At 52.4% G+C, this 22,721-nt stretch carries 21 protein-coding genes; 11 read left to right on the top strand and 10 right to left on the bottom strand.

The window, feature by feature from the left end:
- Positions 1-45: 45 nt before the first annotated feature.
- On the bottom strand, positions 46-1,557 hold the full coding sequence (locus tag IPG22_10875) for a 5'-nucleotidase C-terminal domain-containing protein (protein MBK6588786.1): 1,512 nt from the start codon (positions 1,555-1,557) through the stop codon (positions 46-48).
- 4 nt (positions 1,558-1,561) lie between these two features.
- The gene (locus IPG22_10880) at positions 1,562-2,356 is read right to left on the bottom strand and encodes a tryptophan 2,3-dioxygenase (protein MBK6588787.1); all 795 of its coding nucleotides are present in this window, start codon (positions 2,354-2,356) and stop codon (positions 1,562-1,564) included.
- Positions 2,357-2,701: 345 nt separating this feature from the next.
- On the opposite strand from IPG22_10880, the gene IPG22_10885 reads away from it, so the two are divergent.
- Complete coding sequence (locus tag IPG22_10885; GenBank protein ID MBK6588788.1) at positions 2,702-2,911, top strand: cold shock domain-containing protein; 210 nt, start codon at positions 2,702-2,704, stop codon at positions 2,909-2,911.
- A gap of 176 nt (positions 2,912-3,087) precedes the next feature.
- On the opposite strand, the gene IPG22_10890 is transcribed toward IPG22_10885, so the two are convergent.
- Entirely contained in the window at positions 3,088-3,402 is a 315-nt protein-coding gene (locus IPG22_10890; protein ID MBK6588789.1) for a hypothetical protein, read from the bottom strand.
- 115 nt (positions 3,403-3,517) lie between these two features.
- Between IPG22_10890 and IPG22_10895 the strand changes: the two genes are divergently transcribed.
- Positions 3,518-4,948: an L-seryl-tRNA(Sec) selenium transferase gene (locus tag IPG22_10895; GenBank protein ID MBK6588790.1), complete on the top strand. Its 1,431-nt coding sequence runs from the start codon at positions 3,518-3,520 to the stop codon at positions 4,946-4,948.
- 96 nt (positions 4,949-5,044) lie between these two features.
- On the opposite strand, the gene serC is transcribed toward IPG22_10895, so the two are convergent.
- Positions 5,045-6,133 (bottom strand): 3-phosphoserine/phosphohydroxythreonine transaminase, encoded by a 1,089-nt coding sequence (gene serC, locus IPG22_10900; protein ID MBK6588791.1) that lies wholly within the window; start codon positions 6,131-6,133, stop codon positions 5,045-5,047.
- Positions 6,134-6,522: 389 nt separating this feature from the next.
- Between serC and IPG22_10905 the strand changes: the two genes are divergently transcribed.
- Both IPG22_10905 and IPG22_10910 read left to right on the top strand, forming a co-directional pair.
- Entirely contained in the window at positions 6,523-7,848 is a 1,326-nt protein-coding gene (locus tag IPG22_10905) for a carboxypeptidase regulatory-like domain-containing protein (GenBank protein ID MBK6588792.1), read from the top strand.
- A 185-nt stretch (positions 7,849-8,033) separates the two neighbouring features.
- A complete protein-coding gene (locus IPG22_10910; GenBank protein ID MBK6588793.1) occupies positions 8,034-8,489 on the top strand; it encodes a GNAT family N-acetyltransferase in 456 nt (151 codons plus the stop codon).
- Between the two features lie 130 nt (positions 8,490-8,619).
- Here IPG22_10910 and IPG22_10915 read toward each other — a convergent pair whose 3' ends face one another.
- Together IPG22_10915 and IPG22_10920 are read right to left on the bottom strand one after the other, a co-directional pair.
- The gene (locus IPG22_10915) at positions 8,620-9,678 is read right to left on the bottom strand and encodes an ATP-binding protein (GenBank protein ID MBK6588794.1); all 1,059 of its coding nucleotides are present in this window, start codon (positions 9,676-9,678) and stop codon (positions 8,620-8,622) included.
- Between the two features lie 15 nt (positions 9,679-9,693).
- A complete protein-coding gene (locus IPG22_10920) occupies positions 9,694-10,380 on the bottom strand; it encodes a response regulator transcription factor (GenBank protein MBK6588795.1) in 687 nt (228 codons plus the stop codon).
- Between the two features lie 198 nt (positions 10,381-10,578).
- Here IPG22_10920 and IPG22_10925 point away from each other — a divergent pair, with 198 nt between their 5' ends.
- A complete protein-coding gene (locus tag IPG22_10925; GenBank protein ID MBK6588796.1) occupies positions 10,579-12,018 on the top strand; it encodes a trypsin-like peptidase domain-containing protein in 1,440 nt (479 codons plus the stop codon).
- On the opposite strand, the gene IPG22_10930 is transcribed toward IPG22_10925, so the two are convergent.
- A complete protein-coding gene (locus tag IPG22_10930; GenBank protein MBK6588797.1) occupies positions 12,015-13,448 on the bottom strand; it encodes a hypothetical protein in 1,434 nt (477 codons plus the stop codon). The genes IPG22_10925 and IPG22_10930 overlap by 4 nt on opposite strands.
- 179 nt (positions 13,449-13,627) lie before the next feature.
- Here IPG22_10930 and IPG22_10935 point away from each other — a divergent pair, with 179 nt between their 5' ends.
- The 5 genes from IPG22_10935 (at position 13,628) to IPG22_10955 (ending at position 17,525) form a co-directional block, all read left to right on the top strand.
- Positions 13,628-14,251 (top strand): UbiX family flavin prenyltransferase, encoded by a 624-nt coding sequence (locus tag IPG22_10935; protein ID MBK6588798.1) that lies wholly within the window; start codon positions 13,628-13,630, stop codon positions 14,249-14,251.
- Positions 14,248-14,913 (top strand): SH3 domain-containing protein, encoded by a 666-nt coding sequence (locus IPG22_10940; protein MBK6588799.1) that lies wholly within the window; start codon positions 14,248-14,250, stop codon positions 14,911-14,913. Before IPG22_10935 ends, IPG22_10940 begins: the two co-directional genes overlap by 4 nt.
- A gap of 1 nt (position 14,914) precedes the next feature.
- The gene (locus IPG22_10945; protein MBK6588800.1) at positions 14,915-15,670 is read left to right on the top strand and encodes a class I SAM-dependent methyltransferase; all 756 of its coding nucleotides are present in this window, start codon (positions 14,915-14,917) and stop codon (positions 15,668-15,670) included.
- A 4-nt stretch (positions 15,671-15,674) separates the two neighbouring features.
- A complete protein-coding gene (locus IPG22_10950; protein ID MBK6588801.1) occupies positions 15,675-16,535 on the top strand; it encodes an ABC transporter substrate-binding protein in 861 nt (286 codons plus the stop codon).
- Positions 16,536-16,703: 168 nt separating this feature from the next.
- Positions 16,704-17,525, top strand: a complete 822-nt coding sequence (locus tag IPG22_10955) for a hypothetical protein (GenBank protein MBK6588802.1) — start codon at positions 16,704-16,706, stop codon at positions 17,523-17,525.
- 67 nt (positions 17,526-17,592) lie between these two features.
- On the opposite strand, the gene IPG22_10960 is transcribed toward IPG22_10955, so the two are convergent.
- On the bottom strand, positions 17,593-18,390 hold the full coding sequence (locus tag IPG22_10960) for a 1-acyl-sn-glycerol-3-phosphate acyltransferase (GenBank protein ID MBK6588803.1): 798 nt from the start codon (positions 18,388-18,390) through the stop codon (positions 17,593-17,595).
- 53 nt (positions 18,391-18,443) lie between these two features.
- Here IPG22_10960 and IPG22_10965 point away from each other — a divergent pair, with 53 nt between their 5' ends.
- Entirely contained in the window at positions 18,444-20,864 is a 2,421-nt protein-coding gene (locus IPG22_10965; protein MBK6588804.1) for a hypothetical protein, read from the top strand.
- Between the two features lie 15 nt (positions 20,865-20,879).
- Here IPG22_10965 and IPG22_10970 read toward each other — a convergent pair whose 3' ends face one another.
- Together IPG22_10970 and IPG22_10975 are read right to left on the bottom strand one after the other, a co-directional pair.
- Positions 20,880-21,509, bottom strand: a complete 630-nt coding sequence (locus tag IPG22_10970; GenBank protein ID MBK6588805.1) for a flavin reductase family protein — start codon at positions 21,507-21,509, stop codon at positions 20,880-20,882.
- Between the two features lie 6 nt (positions 21,510-21,515).
- A complete protein-coding gene (locus IPG22_10975) occupies positions 21,516-22,619 on the bottom strand; it encodes a deoxyribodipyrimidine photolyase (GenBank protein ID MBK6588806.1) in 1,104 nt (367 codons plus the stop codon).
- Positions 22,620-22,721 lie beyond the last annotated feature (102 nt).

Genomic DNA, 22,721 nt, shown 5'->3' on the forward strand with positions numbered 1-22,721 from the left:
AGCCGCAAAGTGCGAACGCAAAGTCGCCAAGGAAGAGATCAGATCCTAGTTCACTCTCACGATTCGCCCTTCAACAACCGGCGAGATGGTCGAGTTTTGAGCGTTTCGGATCGCGGCTTCGAAGGCGTCGGAATCTTTTGGAGCGTTGGCGGCTGATGAGACGACCTTGGCGTCCTTGAACATTGTGTAGCCGTCGCCGCCGCGCGATACGAGAAAGTCTGATGTTGCGAGTGTGTAGGTGTTCGTTTCATCGAGTGGCGAGCCGCCAACCGTCACGGCGACGACGCGGCTGCCTGCAGGTTTTTTTGGATCATATGAGAATTTCAGGCCCGAAACCTGCGGGAATCTGCCCGGTTCTCCATCTTCGCCCGGGCCGCTGCGGGCGACGCTGTGTTCGAGGATCTGTTTTAGGAGTTTGCCGGTCAGCTCGACCTTTACGATCGGGTTGTTGAACGGCAGGATCGACAGCACGTCGCGTTTTGTCAGTACGCCGGGCTCGTAGACAAGGTCAGCACGGATCGAGCCGCCGTTGACAAAACCGATATCAGCTTGGCCCGCGTTGCGGTATGAATCGGCGATGAAGTTGCCAATATTCGTTTCCATGGTTCGCGACGAGATGGAAAGGGCGTCGAGCCGTTCGGTCGTGGCTCCGACCCGCTCGGCGAGTTTTTCGAGCAAGCCGCGATATTTCTCCATCACCGGAGCAAACTCCGGTGCGTCGGCGATCCTGTCTGTTACGGGTATTATTTCCCAATCGAAGCTCTCAAGCCGCTTCGTTTTCGCGTCAAAATTCAAGTTAAATTTGCCGAGTTCGCGGGAGTCAGCCGTCATTTTGAATATCGGCGTTCCGTTCGATGATGACTGGAGCAGAGTATGCTCGTGGCCGCCGAGGATAAGGTCAAAATCGGCACATTTGGCGAGATTTTTGTCCTGGGCCATGGAAAGATGCGTCAGGCCGACAACCGCGTTTACCTTCGCTTTTTTACGCATTTCCTTGACAATTATTTTCGCAGTCGAGCAGTAATCGGTGACGGTCAGCGTTTCATCCATCGACGATGTTTGCTTGGTCTCTGGCAGCAGCAGGCCGACGAAACCGATCTTGATGCCGCCAAATTCGCGGACGACATACGGCGGTGTATCGGCGAAGATCTTTTTGGTTTTCACGTCGATCACGTTTGCACCGAGCCACGTGAATTTCGATTCCTTCATCCGAGCGAGAAGTTCAGCGGTTTTGACGTCGAACTCATGATTTCCAAAAACCGCGAGGTCGAGCCCAACCGCATTCCAGGCATCGATCATCTGTGCCCCGCGATACGTGCGGGTCTCGACCGACGGCGAGAGCGTATCGCCGCCAAGCGTGAATATCGTGTTCGGGTTTTCAGCCATCGCGGCTTTTTTGAGCGTCATAAGGCGAGCCAATCCGCCGCGTTTTCCACCTTCGACGGGTGCAAACTGATAGACGTCGTTAACGTGCAGGATCGTTATGCGGACGTTCTGACCGAAGGCGGCGCCCACTAGAAGCAGGATAAGAGCAAGCGAAAAGTATCTTTTGAACATGGCGTTATGCAAGTGGTGCGATCTTTAAGTGGGTTCGGGCTTCCCATATCTCAGGGAAGAATTTTTTCGAGAGCGTGGTCATGAGATAGCCAACACCGTCTGAGCCGCCCGTACCCCGTTTCATGCCGAGCATTCTCTCGACCATGAGAATGTGGTTGTGGCGCCAAGAGACGATCAGTTCGTCGTGCTCGATGAGCAGGTCCTGCATGTTATAAAGTTCGGCGTTCTTTTCAGGATCTTTGAGGATCTGGACGGTTGCGGCAACTCGGTCATCGTGGGTTTGGACCGTTAAGCCACTTCGGGCGCAGAGTTCCCAAAAGGTATCGGCGAGCGTTGGTTCGCCAAATCTGCGGGTCAGGCGTTCGAAGGCAAATTCATCGTTCTTAAACGAAGCGAGGATCTTCTCGTCCTTTGCTCCTGAAACGAATTCAAGCTCGCGAAACTGCATTGATTGAAAACCGCTCGCCGGATTGAGCTTGTCGCGAAATTCGAGGAAACCGATCGGTGCCATCGATTCCAGAATGTGGATCTGCGTTACCAGGATCCGCTCTATCGAGACCACACCGCGAAGGCTGTGATTCGCCCGGAACATACGGCCTTCACCGAGCCATTTTATGGTTGCGTCGATCTCGTGAAGGATCTGTTTGAACCACAATTCGTAGGTTTGGTGGATGATGATGAACAGTAACTCATCGTGGCTCGTTGGGTCCGAAAGCGTTCGCTGCTGCTCGAGCAGCGACGGAACTTTCAGGTATTCGTTGTAAGTAAGCAGTGCGTTTTGACCGTATTCAGATGACATGGTTGGAGGCTCTTTAGTCCGCAAATATTGGCTTTATCTTGCGGTATCGGCATATTTATGTCAATTTTCCCCGAAATGGGGAAAAATCCCTTGACAGAAGTTCGAGATTTGGTTAAATTTCCATTCGTCTATTAACACAACCCAAGCAAAATACAACTAAGATCTTGCATTTTAAGGTCTCGATTTATTTGTAATGAGACGTGCGAAGTAGAACTTTTTCCGCACCGGAAGCCGTGCCGTTTTTGGCGCAGTGTGTGGGGCGGTTTGTTTTCTGCCATGATCCCGATAAAGGTGGGCAGAAAAATTATATGAGGAACTAGAAGTTTTAGGAGGATTTACAGAGTGATGTCAAAAGCTATCGGCAAGGTCAAATGGTTTAACAACGCAAAGGGCTACGGATTTATTGAGCAGCCCGGCGAACAGGATATTTTCGTTCATTACAGCGCCATTGGCGGTGACGGGTACAAAACCCTGATCCAGGGCCAGGAAGTTGAGTTCGAAGTAACCGACGGTCCAAAAGGGCCTCAGGCCGAGAACGTGATGAAAGTCGCGTAGGGGCAACTCCCAAGTAAAATCAGAAAAAAGGCAGTCGGGCAAGGCTGCCTTTTTTCGTCTTTTTTGGAGAGGAGTTTTCATGCAAAAGTCTCAGTCACGAAAATGCTATAAGAGACACAAAAAGACACAAGTTTTTTGTGTCTTTTTTGTGTTATTTCGTGGTTACTTCTTTTCTCTTACGTCATTTCCTCGCCCTTGGCTTTCAAAGTTCGCCGCCAGAGTTCGCGGTACGAGGTGAATCGGGAGACGAGCGTATTGAGGTAATATCGCTGGGCAAAGCTCATGGTCCGGTGATCGGCGAGGCGTTTTATGGTTGATTCAAGCCGGGCGCGAGCCTCGAGCGGAGCACGTTTTGTGGCACCATTAAAATAGATGTCAAAATCGATCTTCAGCTTGCGGATGTCGTCCTCAAGCCGGCTTAGTTTTTGATCGAATTCGACCTCTTCCTGTTTGCGCGTTAGTTGGTTGCCGTATTGTTTTCCTAGAGCCATGATCTTGATTTTCCTTTGGGTGAGAAGCGGGCGCGGGGAGCCGCTATTTAAATAATAGCTATAACACGGCAGGAATTCCATGTTTTTCTTCAACTACTTCGGATAAGATAAAAATATGCCATCAGCCTCAGCTCCAAATTCCGTGCTTCGTAATCTGCCCTCCGTCGATGAGGTGCTGCGTTCAGAGACCGGTTCCGCGATCATCTCGGCCGCCGGCGAGAGACATGCCGCAGTGCTTGCCCGTGCTGTGATCGCGGAACTGCGGAGCGAAATTTCGTCAGATCCAAGCTCGGAGCTTTCAAAATACGACCTTCTTTGCAATGCGGAGAGCAAATTATCAGAAGCCTGGAGACTTGAACGGTTGGCCGGCAGCCATCGTGTTATTAACGCCACAGGTGTCGTCATTCACACCAATCTCGGCCGTGCTCCGCTCTCGGAGAACGCACGTATGGCGATCGCCGATGCCGCCGGTTACTGCACGCTCGAATATGACATCAATACCGGCAAACGCGGCAGACGCGGCCAGCGGGCTGAGGAATTGCTGGCTGAACTGACCGGAGCCGAGAGCGTTTTGATCGTCAATAATTGTGCCGCAGCGGCGTTTTTTGTGCTGACAGGGTTCGGTTTCGGCGGCGAGGTGATCATCTCGCGGGGGGAAATGGTCGAGATCGGCGGTGATTTCCGCGTGCCGGATGTTCTCACCCAATCCGGAGCGGTTCTTCGCGAGGTCGGGACGACAAATCGCACAAAACTTGCTGATTACGAAAAGGCGATCAATGAGCAGACTCGCGTGATCCTCCGGGTTCATCCGTCGAATTACCGCATTGTCGGATTCACCTCAATGCCGGGCCTGGACGAACTCGCCGATCTGGCACATCGATCCGGGATCGTGCTGTACGAAGACATTGGATCGGGAGCGTTGATCGACCTCAGCGGCCTCGGGCTGACAGACGAGCCGCAGGTGAATGTCTCGATCGCGGCGGGTGTCGATATCGTTACATTCAGCGGCGACAAACTCCTCGGCGGCCCACAATCCGGCATCATTGCCGGTAAGGCTGAATATATTGAACGCTTACGAAAACATCCGCTGTACAGGGCATTGCGGGTCGATAAACTGACCTACGCGGCGCTCGAAGCAACGCTCGAGGTATATCGCAGAGGCTCCGAGGCCGATGACGTTCCGGTGTTGCGGATGCTGTCGATGACCAAGGCCGAAATTCGGGAAAGAGCAGAGCGATTCGTCAACTCGGCTGTCGCTGCTTCTGAAGATCCGCGGGATTCGGCATCTCAAATTTCAGATCTGAAATTTGAAATTGTCGATGGCGTTTCCGCCGTCGGCGGCGGAGCTGCGCCAAATGTGACGCCGGAAACCGCTTTGATAGCTGTTAGTCATACTCATTTGTCCGCTTCGCGATTGGAATTCGCACTGCGTAATGCTCCTACACCGATCATTACCCGAATTGTTGACGACCGCGTGATGATCGACCTCCGGACGGTGGGCGAAGGTGAGGAAGCGGAGCTGGCAGCGGCCTTACTAAGCGTGTGAAAAACGCGCCGATAGGGATGCAATGTGGTTTTAATCCGAATCGCCGTTACGCCGGAGGAACCGGCGTTGGCAAGCAGGACGCTTGCGCTCCAGTCTTTATCCGTTCTTTTGGGCGAAATCCTGCATAAAATCGACCAATGCCGTGACGCCTTCTCTCGGGAAGGCGTTGTAGATCGAGGCTCGGATACCGCCGAGTGAGCGGTGGCCGCGTAGGCCGTCGAGGCCATTTTGTTCGGCTTCGGCGCAGAATTTTTCGTCGAGTTCCGGGGTCGGCAGTTTGAATGTTACGTTCATCATGGAACGTACATCGTGGTTCGCGTGGCCGGTGAAATAACCGTCGCTGGTGTCGAGCGCGTTATACAGCAGACCGGCCTTTTCGATGTTTCGCTTTTGCATCGCTGCGAGGCCGCCTTGCTCTTTGAGCCAATCGCACACGAGGCCGACAATGTAGATGGCCCAGGTGTTCGGCGTATTCGCCATCGAATCATTGGCAGCAACATTACGGTAATCGAGCAGCGAATGCAGGCCTTGCGGGATGATCTCGAGCATATCTTCGCGGATGAAAACGACAGCGATACCGCTCGGGCCGATATTCTTTTGGGCGCCGTTGTAAACCATCGCGAATTTATCGAAATCTACCGGTTTCGACATGATATTTGACGACATATCGCAGATGACCGGAATGCCGGCGCCCTCGATGTCGTATTGAAACTCAACTCCCTCGATGGTCTCGTTCGCGACGTAATGGACGTAGCGTGCATCCGGACTGAAATTCAGCTCGGCCTGACCCGGCGTCGTACGATAGCCGCTTTCGGCGGAGGTGTAGATCACGTTGACGTTGCCGCAACGCTGGGCCTCGACAAGGGCTTTGCGGCCCCAGAAACCGGTGATGACGTAATCGGCTGTTTGGTCCGCACCCAGAAAATTGATCGGTATCATCGAGAACTGCATCGACGCCCCACCCTGCATAAACAAAATGCGGAAATTGTCGGGCACGTTCAGAACGTCGCGAAGGCCTTGTTCGGCTCCCGCGAGGATGGCTTCGAACTGCGTCGAGCGGTGGCTGATCTCCATCACGCTCATTCCGATGCCGTTGACTGAAAGAAGCTCGGCCTGTGCCCGTTCTAGAACTGGAAGCGGTATCGCCGCCGGGCCGGCACTGAAATTGAAAACTCTGTAGGTCATGTATCTCACGTGGGAGCTGTGACGCTCCAAAAATTTAATTGAGTAGATTATCACAGGGCTCGGCCCACCGCGATGTGCGGCAAGTCACAAGAGTTAGTTACATCGCTTTTTGAACGCGGACCAAAGCGGAAGTATTTAGGAAGATCGGTGGTCATCCGCTTGATCCTTTCTATCTGTCTTCAAAAACTAGGGCAATGTTCCCACTTCGGATCGCTGCAAGTTTTCGGTATATCAGATTTTTAGCGGTAAACTTATTAGGCGGCCCGCTCTTGCTTCGGAATTTCGTGGAAATTGGTTTAGAATAGAGGGAATTATTACAAACCCTCGATAAGGTTCGCGCATCTTACGAGTCGCCAATATCGGTCGTTTGTTAATATCGGAGGACGTATATGTTTCGCAAGTCATTAATTTCATTCATTTTTGCCGGCATCGTTATTTTTGTCGGCGGTGTCGCCATTTTTGCCCAGAATGCCCCGGTAACCGGCACCGTCGAAATGCTAAAGGCCGATGGTACGCGAGTTCCGGTTGAGGGAGCATTGGTTGAGGTTTTTAGAACCGACATCAAGGCGAGTTCGCCGCCCGCAAAGACGAATAAGCGTGGTGAATTCAACTTCGCCGGCCTTCAGCTCGGCTGGACGTTCATTCTATCCGTCTCGGCACCGGGTGCGGCACCGACCTATCTGACGAACGTCAAAGCCGGACAGGAACGCCTCCTGATCACAATGAATCCCGGTGACGGCAGCAAGATGGCTGAGGCTGATGTAAGGGCCCAGGCAGCTAAGCCGAAGGTGGCGGCCGGAAGTCCGGAAGCGGTTCAGAACACCGAGGAAATGAAGAAGGCTCAGGCTGAATACGAGTCCAAAAAGAAAGAGGTCGAGGAAAAGAACAAGAAAGCCCAGCAGACCAACGAGATCGTTACCGCTGCTCTCAAGGCCGGCAACGAAGCTTTCTCCGCCAAGAACATGGACCTTGCGATCACGAAGTATGATGAAGGCATCGCAGCCGATCCGCTTTACGTCGGCAGCGCACCGATCTTTTACAACAACCGCGGCATCGCCCTGAGAACCAGAGGCGTTGACAGCTACAACGTCGGCATCAAAGCCGGATCTGATGTAACTGCCAAGGTCGAAGCATTTAACAAAGCTAAGAAAGATTTTGCGGACGCGGCGGCCGGATACTTGAACTCGTGGAAGGTTCTCAAGGATGCACCGGCTACCGATATTACCGACAAAGCGAACTACGACAGCAATAAGATGGGAACGCTCCGCGGCTCTGTCGAGGTATTCCAGATGGCGGTACGCACCGAGCAGGTCGATCCAAGTGTGATCGAAGTAGCTAAGGTCATGATCCCGGAATATCAGGCGAATGAGCCGGATGCCGCAAAAAAGGCCGCTGCGAGCCTGGCTCTTGCAGACCTTTATCGCGTAGTCGGCGATTCGGACAATGCTATCGTCGCCTACAAGGCTATCCTGGAAACAACGCCGGATAACCCTGATGCACTTGTCGGAGCGGGATTGAGCCTCGTCAACATTGGCTATATCAACAACGATAAGACCAAGCTGCAGGAAGGATCAAATCTCCTCCAGAAATTCGTCGGCATCGCGCCGGACACGAACAAATTCAAAGCCGACGCGGTTGCTTTGATCGAAACGCTGAAGAAAGAACAGAACGTCACGCCGCAGAAGGTAACGACGCCGGCAAAGAAAAAGCCATAGTTTTGTTTTTGTAATTTTGAACGAAGGGCTGTCCGGTAAAATGGACAGCCCTTTTGGCAGAACCGGCTGCGTAAGTGTGCTTATAGTTTGGGTTGGTGCAAGGCTAGGTAGTTGTTTGGAATTGATCTTTGTTCCGCCCGCTTACGCAGGCGGTTCTGACCTGTATGACTTTAACGATTCGAAAAATGGAACCCGGCGACATTCCGGGCGTTTTGGAGCTTCTAAAGGAATTTGCCGAGTACGAAAAGCTGAGCGAGTATTGCACGGCAACGGCGGAACGGTTTTACGCCGCCTTGTTTGGAGCCGATGCGATGGTTGAGGGCTTGGTCGCCCGGAGTGGCGATATGCTGGCAGGCTACGCACTTTTCTATCCAAATTTCTCCAGCTTTCGCGGTGAACGCGGGATGCATCTCGAGGATATCTATCTAAAGCCGGAATTCCAGGGCGGTGGAAACGGGAAGGCGATGCTGAAGGAGATCGCCCGTATTACTGCTGATCGCGGCTTTGATCGCATCGATTTTCAGGTTTTGGATTGGAATACGCCGGCGATCGAGTTTTATAAGAAACTCGGGGCGGTCAGCAATGATGAGGAAACGCACTTTAAGTTCGCGGGTGAGGCGTTTACAGCCCTTGGAACTTAGGAGCCCTGGCCTGCAAAGCCGGTTCCTCCGGTGTGACCTTGATCAGAATTGTTCACCTTGATCGATTACTGCATACTTTAGCACACTCGAAGCAGGACGCTTGCGGGCGAGGGCGCCTGCGTTCCCGGGTTTAAGAAGGCAGTTCGATCCTGAAGGTCGTTCCAGAGCCGAGTGTTGATGTCACCGCGACCTCGCCGCCGTGCAGACGGGCAAGGTGTTTGACGATCGCGAGGCCAAGGCCGGTGCCGCCGATCTCGCGCGAACGGGCTCGGTCCGCCCGATAAAATCTCTCAAAGATCCTTTGTGCATGTTCCGGCAAAATGCCTTCGCCGGTATCCTCGACAGATATTACGTCACGGCCATCTGCCTGGTCAAAATCGACCGTAACTGAGCCGCTGTGACGATTAAATTTGATCGCGTTGTCGATCAGATTCGTTAGCATTTGTTCGAGCCGAACGGAATCCGCGAATATCACCGCTTGCTCCGGCACCAGATTTCGGAGGGCGATCTCGCGTTCTTTCGCCTTTGCCGAGAGGGTATTCATCACGTCCTGCACGGCAGTGTGCAGCCGAATTTCGCGGATATTGACGGCGACATTGCCTGATTCGATCAGCGAAAGCTCGAGGATATCAGCGATCAAGCTGTGCATCCGCTCGGCGTTCCGACGGATGACGTTGAGGAAATGGAGGTTATTCTCTTTGTCGTCGATACCGCCGTCCTCGAGCGTTTCGACAAAGGCGAGGATCGAGGTAAGCGGCGTTCGCAGCTCGTGCGAGATGTTTGAAAGAAATTCCTGACGGACCATCTCGAGCCGGTCGATCTGGGTGGTTTCGTAAAAGAATCCGATCGAAAAATTCTCGCCGCTGAGCTCGATCGGTGCAATGTGAACGTCAAATTTTCGCTTTTCGGCGGTCGGCAATTCGAGGCGGACATCGCTCGATATTTGAGAGACTATCGCTTTGCGAAAAGCTTCGTGCAGGTCCAGGTCGCGGATCACCTCGCTGAGGCGTTTTGTCTCAAGTTCCAGCCCGCCGTCACGGGCAAACGCCACCGCCGCCGGTACGTTACAGTGAGCGATCCGCATTGTAGAGTCGACCACGATCACGCCTTCGCGTGTCGTGTCGAGTATTTTTTGCAGTATCTGGTTCGAGGTCTGCGTTGCAGGCAGCTCGATCACGGCGGCATTCATATTTGAGAGCAGATATTACTTACATCCGATAAAACGATAACCCACGCCGACTACGGTTTCAATACATGAGCCGCATTCATCCAGCTTTTGCCGGAGGCGCCGGATGTGGACGTCGAGCGTACGGGTGTCGCCGAAATAGCTGTAGCCCCAGACGTTGTCGAGCAGCTGCTGACGCGAGGCAACGCGGCCGGAGTTTTGGATCAAATGCTCGAGCAGGGCAAATTCTTTTCGCGTGAGCTTAACCGCACGATCCGTGCACGTGACCCGCATGTCAGCAAAGTCGACGGTCAACTGAGGGTCAGAGTAGGTTGGCGAAGTTTCCGTGTCGACCCGCCGCAGAACGGAACGTACGCGGGCTATCACTTCTTTGATCGAGAACGGTTTGATGATGTAATCATCGGCTCCGGTATCGAGGCCAAGGATCTTGTCTCCTTCGGCTGCTTTGGCGGTAAGCATGATGACTGGCGTTTTTTCGGTGAGGGATTCGCGGCGAAGACGGCGGCAGAGTTCCATGCCGCTCATTCCGGGAAGCATCAGATCGAGCAGGATCAGCGAAGGCCGGTTCTTTTCGTCGAGAGCGAGACGCAAACCCTTCTCACCTGACTCGGCGATCAATGTGCGAAAACCCTCGCGCTTGAGGTTGTACTGCAACCCTTCAGCTATGTCCGCATCATCTTCGATGATCAGAATTGTATGCTGCATATCGATTGTCTGATTGTATGAAATTTCTACTGCGTAATCGACAGTCTAGGCGGACTGACTTAATAGCGTATGAACGGGATGTTACAAAAACATTAAATTTTAGAAATTAGTAAGGCGGCTTGATCGGTCATTCAGCGGCGTGTTGACGAGAAATCATTGTTACCTCGGTCTAAAACGCCTATAATTCCGAAAGCAGCAATGAGTTCGCGTCCACTCAGATCAATACTCCTCTTTTTCGTGCTTTTCGCGTGTTTCGCGGGAACAGCCAACGCGCAGGACTTCTTGCCGGAGCTCGTCAAGCGGATAAAGCCGTCTGCCGTCGCGATCGAGACGTTCGATGCAAAGGATGTTACCCTTTCGCGCGGGAGCGGTTTCTTTATCGCCGGCGATCGCATAATTACGAACCGGCACGTCATCGAAAGAGCCTCCCGCGTCGAGATCCATTTGCTCGACGGCAAGAAATACACTGTAAAGGGAGTTTTAGCGATCGATGGCGAAGGCGACCTCGCCTTGCTCTCGGTCGATGTGCCAAAAGGCTCGGCGAACCCGTTGCCTATCGTCAAGGCGGTGCCGTTGGAAGGGGAATCGGTAGTTGTCGTCGGCAACCCGTACGGGCTCGAGGGCAGTGTTTCGAACGGAATCGTCTCTGCCGTACGCGAGATCGGCGGTTATGGAAAGATCATTCAGATAACTGCGCCCATATCGCCGGGTTCCTCGGGTTCGCCCGTGGTAAATATGGCGGGGCAGGTGATCGGCGTTGCGACGCTTCAGGCAGCCGAGGGCCAAAGCCTGAATTTTGCCGTGCCTGCCGAACGAATTTCGCAGCTCAAGGTTACCGAGCTCCAAACCTTCTCGTCACTAAATTCAGAAACGCAAAAGAATAAGCGATCGGCTGCCGAGCGTCTGTATTCGCAAGGCCTGGCTCAACTTTCGCGGGATGATTATGCTCGTGCAGTTCCATATTTTGAAAAGGCGGCGGACACTGACCCAACGTATGCCGAGGCATGGTATCAGACGGGTTATTGCTACGGCATTCTAGAAAAACATACCGACGCCTTGCGGGCATCCCGGCAGGCGGCAAAGATCCGGCCTGATTGGGCGGCGGTTAATGTCAATATTGGAGCATCGAGCTACGCTTTGGGCCAGTATAAGGAAGCGGTCGATGCCTTCCGCCAGGCGATCCGGCTCGATGACGGTAATGCGGAAACACAGTATTCGCTCGGTTTGGCGCTCGGAAAACTGACCCGCACTGACGAAGAGATCCTGGCCTATCGCCGGGCGATCGCGATCAAACCAGATCACGCGAACGCCATGGACAAGCTCGGCCTTGCGCTGTTCAGGCTTAAGCGATATGCGGACGCAGCCGCTATATTCGAATCCTTAAAGATATATCGCCCTGACGCCAAAACCTACGGGAATCTCGGCGAAAGCCTGCTCGAAGCCGGCAAGGCTGAGGAAAGCGTAGAACCTCTGAACACAGCGATCAACTATAATCAGGATTTCGAAAAGGCCCGCTATAACCTCGGCCGCGCGTACATCAAATTAGGCAAAACAGAAATGGCACAGGCCCAATACGAGATATTGAGAAGTGCGAAGTCTGATTGGGCCGATCGGTTGTTCGTCCTGCTGAACCCCTAAGGCTGCATAGCCTTCTCCACAACCAAGGCGCTGAGAAAGCTGTCTTGGATCGCCTGAGCTAGAAAGAGTTTTGTATGCGTGCCGCAGGCGAAGAATGATAACGCAAAGGCTATATTCTCGATCACCGGGCCTCCATTGACACTTGTTTCACTTAGCAATGAGCGCTGCGTTACGCGGCCGTCACCGATGGCATATATAGCGGCCTTAACTGCATCCTTCTTAATTTCTTTTCCGCCCGTTCCCTTAAAATTCTTAGGTTCAACGATCGTTTCCCACCGATTGTTCTTTTCGTCGCGGACGATGACCACAGCATCGAGTGTTTCGGAGCAGTTCCCGCCGTAGGCGAAGATCCGGATCGGCGTCGAAGGTGAAGGGGCATCGAGTGCGGCCTGAAAGCGTTTTGCGCGGGTGAGTGCGGAAATAAAATACGAGCGAACCTGAGCATATGTGGTTTTTTCAACAAGCAGATCGTCGTAGCTCCGTCCGTTGGTGGGCTCAGACATATTCGTCTTCTTAACCACGTCCCCGGTTTGCGGTGCCCCTTTCAGCTTGCTCAGAAACTTTGGATCCGCGATAGCACCCCAACCGTATTTGATCCAGGTGTCGATATTGTAGATATCAACATTCATGGGCTGGAGGTTCTCATCAAGGAATCGGGCCGAATTTTGGTGCGGCAGCAGTTGAAAGCCCGACGGATTGCTCATAACGTCTTCGGGCCGCAGGTCATCAATGAACGGCAGTTTCCGGTCGGCGACGATCGGATAGCCATTGATGAGCGAGTTCAGCGAATCCATCGCGCCTTCGTTCGGTGTGCCGAACATCATCAATTTGTCGATGTGAATGGCTCCGGCCCACGTTGGCTTGGGCGAAGCGGTTGCGGGCGGTTCTGCCTTGCCGTACATCGCGGCGTAACGTGCGATCAGGCCGCCCATCGAGTGGGCGAGGATGTCAAATTTAAGTTTCGGTCGTTTGAGCAAGCGTTTTGTCTTTTCGATCCTTTGAAAAAGCAGACGGGCGGTCTCGACGTTGTCACGCCGCCAGTCGTAAGGAAACACATAGAAGACATCCGACGCCTCAGGCTTGTCCCAATTTCCTTCGGTGTAGCCGCGGCTCTTGAGGGCGTCGATGAGCGATTGATAGACCTCGACATCCGGCAGAACCGATAGTTCGACCTTGCGGATAATATCTTTGGGAACCAAACTGTCGCGGTTTGCACTAAGTACCGGCGACCTCATCGGCAGCCGCAAGTCATCTTCCTTATCGCGTTTCAGGCTGAACCAGACAGTCTTGCCGGTCTTAGGATTTACCAGGTCGGAACCTGTTATGCCCGGAATTATGATAACGGGCGATTTACCCGTCGATTGTGCGAACGCGGCAAAGGCCGAGAGAAAGATAAGGGTTAGTAGCGGGATCGTTTTGTATCTCGACATAATGTTTCGCAGATGTGATGCCTGAAAGCTGTCTGGCGAAAGCCATCAAATAAAGGGTAGGCAGCTAATTGGATAACTTTAGCCTAGATTTGGTTGCAATTGTAACTGTGCCGAGCTCTGACGGAGCTTTCTGACTTTGTTAGTTTCTCGTACACCGCTAAACTCATAGTTGGCCTGATATGGAAATTACACTTGCGATCACCGGTGCCTCGGGCACTATCTATGCACAACGAACCCTGCAGCTGCTCGCAGCGAGCGGCGTTGTGGAGACCATCAATCTCATCATGTCCGGCACGGCCGCGACCGTCGCCCAGGTCGAAATGGGCGTTAATCTAAAAGATCCTGACGCCGCGAAGATCAATGCGTGGCTCGGCCTCGAGGCCGGATCAAAGATCATCCGGTTCTGGCGGCTCGATAATTTTGCGGCGAAGCCTTCCTCCGGGTCGAATAAACAGGCCGGAATGATCATTGTGCCGTGTTCAATGGGAACGATAGGTTCGATCGCCTCGGGAGCCGGTACGAACCTCGTCCATCGGGCGGCGGATGTATGCCTAAAGGAACGGCGCAGGCTCGTCCTCGTCCCGCGTGAAACGCCCTACAATGCGATCCATCTCGAAAATATGCTCAAGCTCACGCACGCCGGAGCCAGCATTCTGCCTGCAAGTCCCGGCTTTTATCACCGGCCTAAGACAATCGACGACCTTGTAGAGCATCTATGCTTTCGCATCCTGGATCAGTTCGATATACCACATTCGAAGAGATCGCAGTGGACGGGCGAGGAAGTTAAGGAGGAGATCCCGTGAAAAGATCCGTTTCAATTTTGTTTGTGCTGTCAATTCTTACTATTTGTAATGCTGCCCAGGAAAGGTACGTAAAACCGGTAGATGAGGCGGCGAAAGACTCTTCGTTTCTGGCTTTCCGCACCAAACTGATCGCCGCCACGGAGCGGCGTGACGCGAAGTATGTCCTTTCGATCGTCGATCCAAAGATACAACTTGGCTTCGGCGGCGTTGACGGTATCGCAAACTTCAAACGCGACTGGAAGTTAACGTCTAAGAACAGCAGGTTCTGGAAGGAATTCTTGACGGTTCTCAAGAACGGCGGAACGTTCGAAAAAGGTGGAACGACGACATTCATGGCACCATATACTTTTACGACTTGGCCTGAGGATCTTGACGCTTTTGACTATCAGGTCATCTTTGGCAACAACGTGAATCTTCGCAAACAGCCCAACATGAATGCCGAGGTGATCGGCAAACTCTCGTACAATATCGTTCAGATCGAGCCTGAAACCATTCCTAAGAGCGGCAAGTCGGAATATCCCGAGTGGTGGGAGATTAAAACCCTGGGCGGGCAAAAGGGTTATGTGAAAAACGAATTTGTCCGCAGCAGCATTGATTACCGCGCCGGATTTACCAAGAAACGAGGTGTCTGGAAGATGGGCTTTTTCCTCGCGGGGGACTAAAATGACCGATTCCGTCGAAAGATTTTCTAACCGCGTTGCCAACTACATAAAATATCGTCCGCACTATCCGGCGGCGATCATCGGCTATTTGGCGGAAAAGTGTGGCCTGACGTTAGATTCGGTCATCGCCGATATCGGTTGTGGAACCGGCATTTCATCCAGGATATTCCTCGAAAACGGGAACCGCGTTATCGGAATTGAGCCAAACGCCGCGATGCGTGAGGCGGCTGTCGAATATCTCGCTGGCTTTCCTGAATTCGAGCTTGTCGACGCAAACTCGACGGACACATCGCTTCCAGAAAACTCGGTCGACCTCGTCGTTGCGGCCCAGGCATTTCACTGGTTCGAGCCGGAGAAAACTCGCACCGAATTTAACCGAATTCTCAAACCCGGCGGCCATATCGTGCTGATCTGGAACGAGCGGCAGCTCGATTCCACCCCATTTTTGGTGGACTACGAGGCATTCCTCATCAAATACGCTTACGATTACGGCAATGTTCGTCACGAGAATATCGCTGGAGATCAATTATCGGATTTCTTTCGAACGGAATACGCCGCCACGACATTTCCAAATCATCAGGATTTCGATTTCGATGGAATTAAAGGCCGTATGCTGTCGTCTTCCTACATGCCGAACGAGTCCGATGCTGTTTTCGACGAGATGGTCAAAGAGTTAGACGGCCTATTTGCCAAACACGCTGAAAACGGTAGAATAAGGGTTTTGTACGACACCAATGTGTACACCTCCCAGGTTTAGAAGTATGCCAGTAAACGCTAACGAAACTCCCGGAAAACGGACCATCACTGTTGCTCATTCGCCCGATTCGGATGATGCTTTCATGTTTTATGGGCTTGCTACAAACAAGCTTGAGACCCCAGGCCTGAAGTTTGAGCACACGCTCAAGGATATTCAAACGCTCAACGAAGATGCCAAAAACGGCGTCTTTGATGTGACGGCCGTTTCCTTCCACGCTTACGCGTACATCGCGGACAAATACGCACTGTTGCCGCACGGAGCAAGCATCGGTGATAAATATGGCCCGATCGTTGTGTCGAAAGAACCCAAAAAAGCCGAAGACATCGGCAAAATGAAGATCGCGGTTCCCGGTGAACTGACGAGTGCATATCTCGCGCTCAAGATCTATAACGCCGATTTTGAACACGTCGTCGTCCCGTTTGACGAGATCATCGACACAGTTTTGAAGGGCGATGTCGACGCAGGTTTGCTCATCCACGAAGGCCAGCTTTTCTATCATCAGTTGGGCTTGTATAAGGTTCTCGATCTCGGCGAATGGTGGCATGAGAAAACTTCGCTGCCGCTCCCAATGGGCGGTAACGTCATCCGCCGCGACCTTGGTCCGGAATTGATGAAAGAAGTTTCGAAATACCTGCACGCCAGCATTGCCTACTCGATGGAGAACCGCGAGGACGCGCTTGCATATGCGATGCAGTTCGCACGCGATATGCAGCCGGAGCTTGCCGATCGATTCGTCGCGATGTGGGTCAATGACCTGACGCTCGACTACGGCGACCGCGGCCGCGAGGCCGTCCGGCTATTGCTCGATGAGGGCCACAAGGCAGGCATCATTCCTCACAGAGTGCAGATCGACTTTGTTGATTAAAAATAAATTTCTAATTCTCACTAAAAACGGGCTTTCGAGCCCGTTTTTGTTTTGTGCGTATGATAGCTGCCAAAAGTGCCCTCGTTCAATGAACTGCTTTTCGCCTGTCAACTATTTCGCTTCGTCTGGCATCTATGCTTTTAGCTCGTGTAAGATAATCTAAACAGAATGAAAAAGAACCTTGTCTTATTACTTCTCCTCGCGGCTGTCTCGATGATCGCCTCGGCGCAGGTTGCTGATAACATAACGCGGAAAGAGCTCAGCCAGGCGGAGATCGATCGAATAATTAAAAAGGTCACTGAGAATGAGGGTGATTTTCGCGTCGCACTGCGAAGTTACGCGTTCAAGCGGTATGCCACGGTCAACGAGATCGGGCTGGGCGGCCAGATCGCGGGCACCTACCGGCGTGATTCATACATGACCTTCAATTCTGAGGGCGTTCGATTTGAGAAGATACTTTTCGCTCCGATCGCAACGACTCCACCCGGAATGGTTACGCCGGAGGATCTTGAGGATCTCGGCGGCGTCAATCCGTTCGCGCTCGAGCCATCGATGGTCTCGCAATACAAGTTTTCATACGTCGGTATGCAGAAGATCGATGAGCTGAATTTGTACGTATTTGACGTTGCGCCAAAGGTCATGCCGGACGCGAGCAAGACAAAGCAGAGATATTTTATGGGCCGGATCTGGGTCGATGTCGATGACCTGATGATCGTAAAATCCCGCGGCAAAGGCCTGCCTGAGACCAAGAAAAATAAATTCCCGATCGTCGAAACCACGAGGGAGCAGATCGACGGCAAATATTGGTTCCCGTCAGATGCCCGGGCTGATGATGAACTTGTTTTTGATGACGGAGCCGTTCTTCGAATCAGGATGCGCGTAAGGTACACAGAGTACTCGGTCGGCCGATCGGAGGTCAGGATCCTCGACGACGACCCAACGCCAACGCCGACGCCAACCCCTAAACCGACGGCGAAGAAGCCGGAGTAGCTAATAGTTAAAATTGCAAAGTTAAAAGTAAAGAGCAGAGCGCGTAATTATCGCGTCTCTGCTCTTTTTATTTTTCACTATCTCCCAGTTCCTCGGCGATAGCAAGCCTCGTTTCCTTGAGCAGATCCATCAGGTCCTCAGCGGTTTTCCGCTCGGTCTCGATCGGCTTGAGGAGTACCATTTCGATCTCACCGCTGAAAGCCACGCCCGTTCGCTTACCCATCATCCAATCAGAATTTTTTATCGCCACGGGCACGATCGCCGAACCGGTCTGAAGTGCGAGGTGAAATGCTCCTTTCTTGAAGGGCAGCAGTTCGCCCGGCATTCCGCGCGTTCCCTCGACAAAGACGCCGAACGAATAGCCATCGTCCATCACCTCGCGAGCTTTTTTCATCGAGGCGACAGCGCGTTCGGGGTTGCTGCGGTCGATGGCGATGATATTCACGAAGCCCATGCCCTGGCCGAGAACCGGAGCTTTCAGCAGCTCAGCTTTTGCAACTAAACCCATCTTCTGTCCGGCATAGAAAAACAAGGTTGCGGTATCGAGGTACGAACGGTGATTCGAAGCAAAAACGTAGCTGCGGTTCGGGTCTATATTCTCCTGCCCGGTCACCTTAACCGTTGCACCGCACGCATGAAGCCATGTTCTCGCTCCCCATTGCGCCAGCGGATAAAGCCACATTCGGCGGTTAATTATCCAAAGAAATAACAGTGCGGGCGTCGCAATGAAGAGCAAAAGCGAACAGGCTACAAACCAACTCCACCAATACCGTATTTTCCCGGCAAGGCTCGATTTGTTAGACTTCTGAACAGGAAAAGTCAGTTTCTGATTTTGCTCTACCGCTTCAAGATATTCGTTCGCCATATTTGGTTTTTACCGCAGAGTCGCAAAGACGCTGAGGGTAGGATTTTAAGATTATGAACATTTCTACTCGATTTCGTAAGTTCAACATTAGTGAATTTGCCCATTCTTTCTCCGCGGCCCTGCGGATCTGCGGTTTAATAACATTCTTTAGCCTCGCTATCGCCGCTCAAGTTCCGAGCCCGAAATCAGTTCTTGGATTTAATCCGACGGATGACAAGACGATCGCTGACTGGAAACAGATCAACGATTACTTTACGAAGCTCGATAAAGCCAGCAACAAGGTCGCGGTCAAGGAGATCGGAAAAACGACGAATGGAAATCCGCTGATCGTTTCATTCATTTCGTCGCCGGACAACATCAAGAATCTTGAGAAATACCGTCAGATCTCAGCAAAACTCGCCGACCCGCGAACCGTAAAGGACGAAAAAGAACTTGCCGACCTGATCAAGAACGGTAAAACGATCGTCTCGATCTCATGTTCGATCCATTCGACAGAGATCGTTGCGTCGCAGATGTCGATGAATCTTGCCTACGAACTTGCGACAGCGAATGATAGCGAAACCAAAGAGATCCTCGACAACACGATCCTGCTCCTGATCCCGTCGTCCAACCCTGACGGTATCGACATTGTGGCGAACTGGTACCGCAAAACGCTCGGCACTAAGAGCGAAGGCACCTCGCCGCCTGAACTCTATCATCACTATGCGGGCCACGACGACAACCGTGACTGGTTCATGCTCAACCTCGTCGAGACTCAGACGATCACAAAGTTCTTTTGGCAGCAGTGGTTTCCGCAGTTCGTTTACGACGTTCACCAACAAGGGCAGAATAACTCGCGGTTCATTATCCCGCCATTCTTTGATCCGATTAATCCCAGAATCTCGCCATCTATTCTGCGAGAGGTCGGACTGATCGGATACAAAATGGCCGCCGATCTACAGGCAAAGAATATAGCAGGCGTTGCAACTAATTCGACGTACGACACATGGTGGCATGGCGGCTTTCGCTCCGCTCCTTACTATCACAATTCGATCGGTATTCTGTCCGAAGCTGCCAGCACGAATCTGATGTCGCCGGTCACGATCAAGAAAGAAGACCTGGCGAGAAACCGTGCGACCCGCGGCCTTTCGAATCTGCTCGAGCCTGCGACCAACTATCCCGACACTTGGGAAGGCGGCCTTTGGAGGCCGGTGGACATCGCGAATATCGAGATGTCCGCGTCGCGAAGCCTACTTCAAATGGCGGCAAAATTCCGCCCGCGATATCTCCAGAATTTCTATGATCTTGGTAAAGCAAATCTGTCTCCAACAGGCGAAGATCCAGTCGCGTTCATCGTGCCCGCAGGGCAGCCGAATGCAGGTACAGTATCGCGTTTTCTCGAGATCTTGATGGCTCAGGGGATGGAAGTTTACCAGATGACACAGGAGCTTTACGTTAAGCACGAAAAGGCGACCCAGGTCTTTCACGAAATGCCCCTCGGCAGCTTTCTTGTCTTCGTGAATCAGCCGCAGAAGAATAACGTCCTCAGCCTGTTTGAGAAGCAGGTCTATCCCGACCGCCGCAATGCCAATGGAGAGGCTGAGGTACCGTACGATGTCGCCGGCTGGACGCTGCCGCTTCAGATGGGTGTCGAGGCCGAAACCGTATGGCAGATCCGTGACCTGGAAAAAGACAGATCGACGCTCAAAAAGGTTGAGAACATCGATCAGGCACGAGCCGTGATGAACCTTGGGCCGCAGGGAACGCCGTTCGCAAAACAACCGAATCCGCTGAAGACGAATCCTAAGATCGGTCTTTACAAGAGTTACTCAGGATCGATGGACGAGGGCTGGACGCGGCTCGTCTTCGATACGTTTCAAATACCGTATCGTTCGATCACCGACAAAGACATTCGCGGTGGTGAGCTAAAAGTCGATGCTCTGATACTTCCTGCCGACGGCGAAAACACGATCGTAAAGGGCTTAAGCGCGGATCGATATCCAGCCGAACTCGCGGGTGGTATCGGCGAGCCCGGAGTCGAAAATCTCAAGAAATTTGTCTCCGATGGCGGCACACTGATCTGCTTTGACGATTCCTGCGAAATGGCGATAAAGCGATTTAACCTGCCGATCAAGAACGTGGTCACCGGCCTGAAACGCAGTGAATTCTATAATCCCGGTTCGGTCGTAAAGCTCGAAGTTGAAACAAACGACCCGCTCGCAAAAGGCCTGCGGGCGGACACGGCCGCATATTTCACGAACAGCTCGGCTTTTGACGTAACCGATGATAAGAAGGTCAGGACGATCGCACGTTACGCAAAAAAAGATGCGTTATTGTCCGGCTGGATGCTGGGTGAAAAATTCGTGAACGGTAAAACAGCTCTCGCTGAGGCTTCGTACGGAAAAGGCAGGATCATCCTGTTCGCTTTCCGCCCGCAGCATCGCGGACAAAGTTGGGGGACATTTCCGTTCATATTCAATGCTCTAGAAAAATAGCCGGCATTCAAGCATTTACTCGAATTTCGGCAGTTCTTCCGGCCGCGCGTAAGGAAATTGAGCTTTCTTCTGCACCGTGTAGTAGCTGTTGAGCCCTGAGATGCCGACCGTGTTAGATCTCTCGAGGTCGAGGTGTCCGTCGTTATTTGCCTCGTCCGGAACCGACGCGACCTGAATGCTGCCGATGATTAGCGAAGTTCCGTTTCGTTCGATCGGTATCTCTTCTTCGAACTTCAAACCTATTTTGATAGAGCTTTCCTGAACGAACGGAGCTGCGAAGCCATCCAAATACTCCTCCGTCAAACCGCACGCGTCGAACTCTGATATATCACGCGGAAATTTTGCCGATGTGTAATGAGCTCGCTCGATGATCGCCGGTGTAACGTGGTTTATTGTGTAAACGCCGGACTCAATGATGTTCTCATACGTGTGGCGACGAACTTCACCCGCCGGGCGAAGGATCATTCCGATGATCGCCGGATCGCTGCCGAGATGGACGACTGAGCTGAATATAGCAAGGTTTGTCCGCCCATCAGCCGAGATCGTGCCGATCAGGTTTGCAGGTTTGATACCGGTGATCGCATTGATCAGATTTAGGCGGTAGATACGGTCGAGTTCGGTGATCTCATTATAATTAATAAGCATAAGAAGTTAATTAAGCTGACGCTCGCATTTTTTCCAGAATGAGAAAAACGACGAAAAATACCCACGCACGTCGAACATCCAATCACGGCTCTCCTCGGTGCCAACGTAATGACCGTTCAGAGGATGTTCCTTATACCTGATGTCTGCGGGCCCGTAATTTCTTAATAGATCTCCGAATTCGCCGACGAACATCTGAATGCCCTCGACGTTTTGAGCAACAGCCAGTATGAAGTCCATTACCTTGGACGAGACCGGATAGCGCAGGAAATGCGACGGTTCGAGTAGAAGGACGCGGTTTGCTGTAAGATCTGCATTCCAATTCGGGTCGAGGTTGTAGCTGTTGTAGATCAGCGTCGGGATCGACTTATCGATCTCGAGCTGTTTTGTTTCGGGCAGATATGTAGTCATAACCGGCGAGGTTGTTTCCGATAGTTCCGCCGGAATATTCATTGAATCAAAATCGGCATAGTCAACGTCCAAAAAAGTGCCGGTCTGACGCGTGTGACAATAGCGGTTGATGTTCTCTTGATTCGCAAAGTATTTCTTACTGCTCGCCGTTCCCGCGACCCATTGCCAACTGATCGCGTTGCTCGCCCAGTCTCCGTCGAGCAGGTGGTAGTACATCCAGCGGGCGGGTGTACGCCAATGGCTGCGGCCAATGTTGCAGGCGATCGCCGCGGTATACATTCGGACGTGGTTGTGTAGATAGCCCGTTTCGTAAAATTCCTTGATCGCCGAATCGACCGCCTCGATCCCGGTAACTGCGTTAACTATCGAGGAGGCGATCTGTGAATTCGCGACACCTTCCTGCGGCTGCCTCAGATCGCGGTCGATCATCTCTTCTTTTACCTGCCACGTTCGCTGGTAAAACTCACGCCAGGCGAGTTCCTGGATAAACTTTTCGACCTTTCGCGGCTCGAACCCGCGAGCAAGGGTTCGCTTCAACACGTATTTCGTCGATATAACGCCACGCGAGATGTACGGCGATAGATAAGTTACATCGCCGTCGATAAAATTCCTCGTACGGGCGTATCGAATCGGGTCGACCGTCTCAACCCGTTCGAGTACCGTTGCGAGATCAGTTGTAAATTCCGGCTGCGTTCTTCCCATAGGTTTAAAAATGGCATTCGTCCGCTGCGTCAATTAAGTTTCGTGCTCTGGAAGAAGTTCTCGGGAAAAGAGCTCATCTGCAAAGAATTAATTTGATATCAT

Source organism: Acidobacteriota bacterium (assembly GCA_016703965.1).
GTDB lineage: Bacteria > Acidobacteriota > Blastocatellia > Pyrinomonadales > Pyrinomonadaceae > OLB17.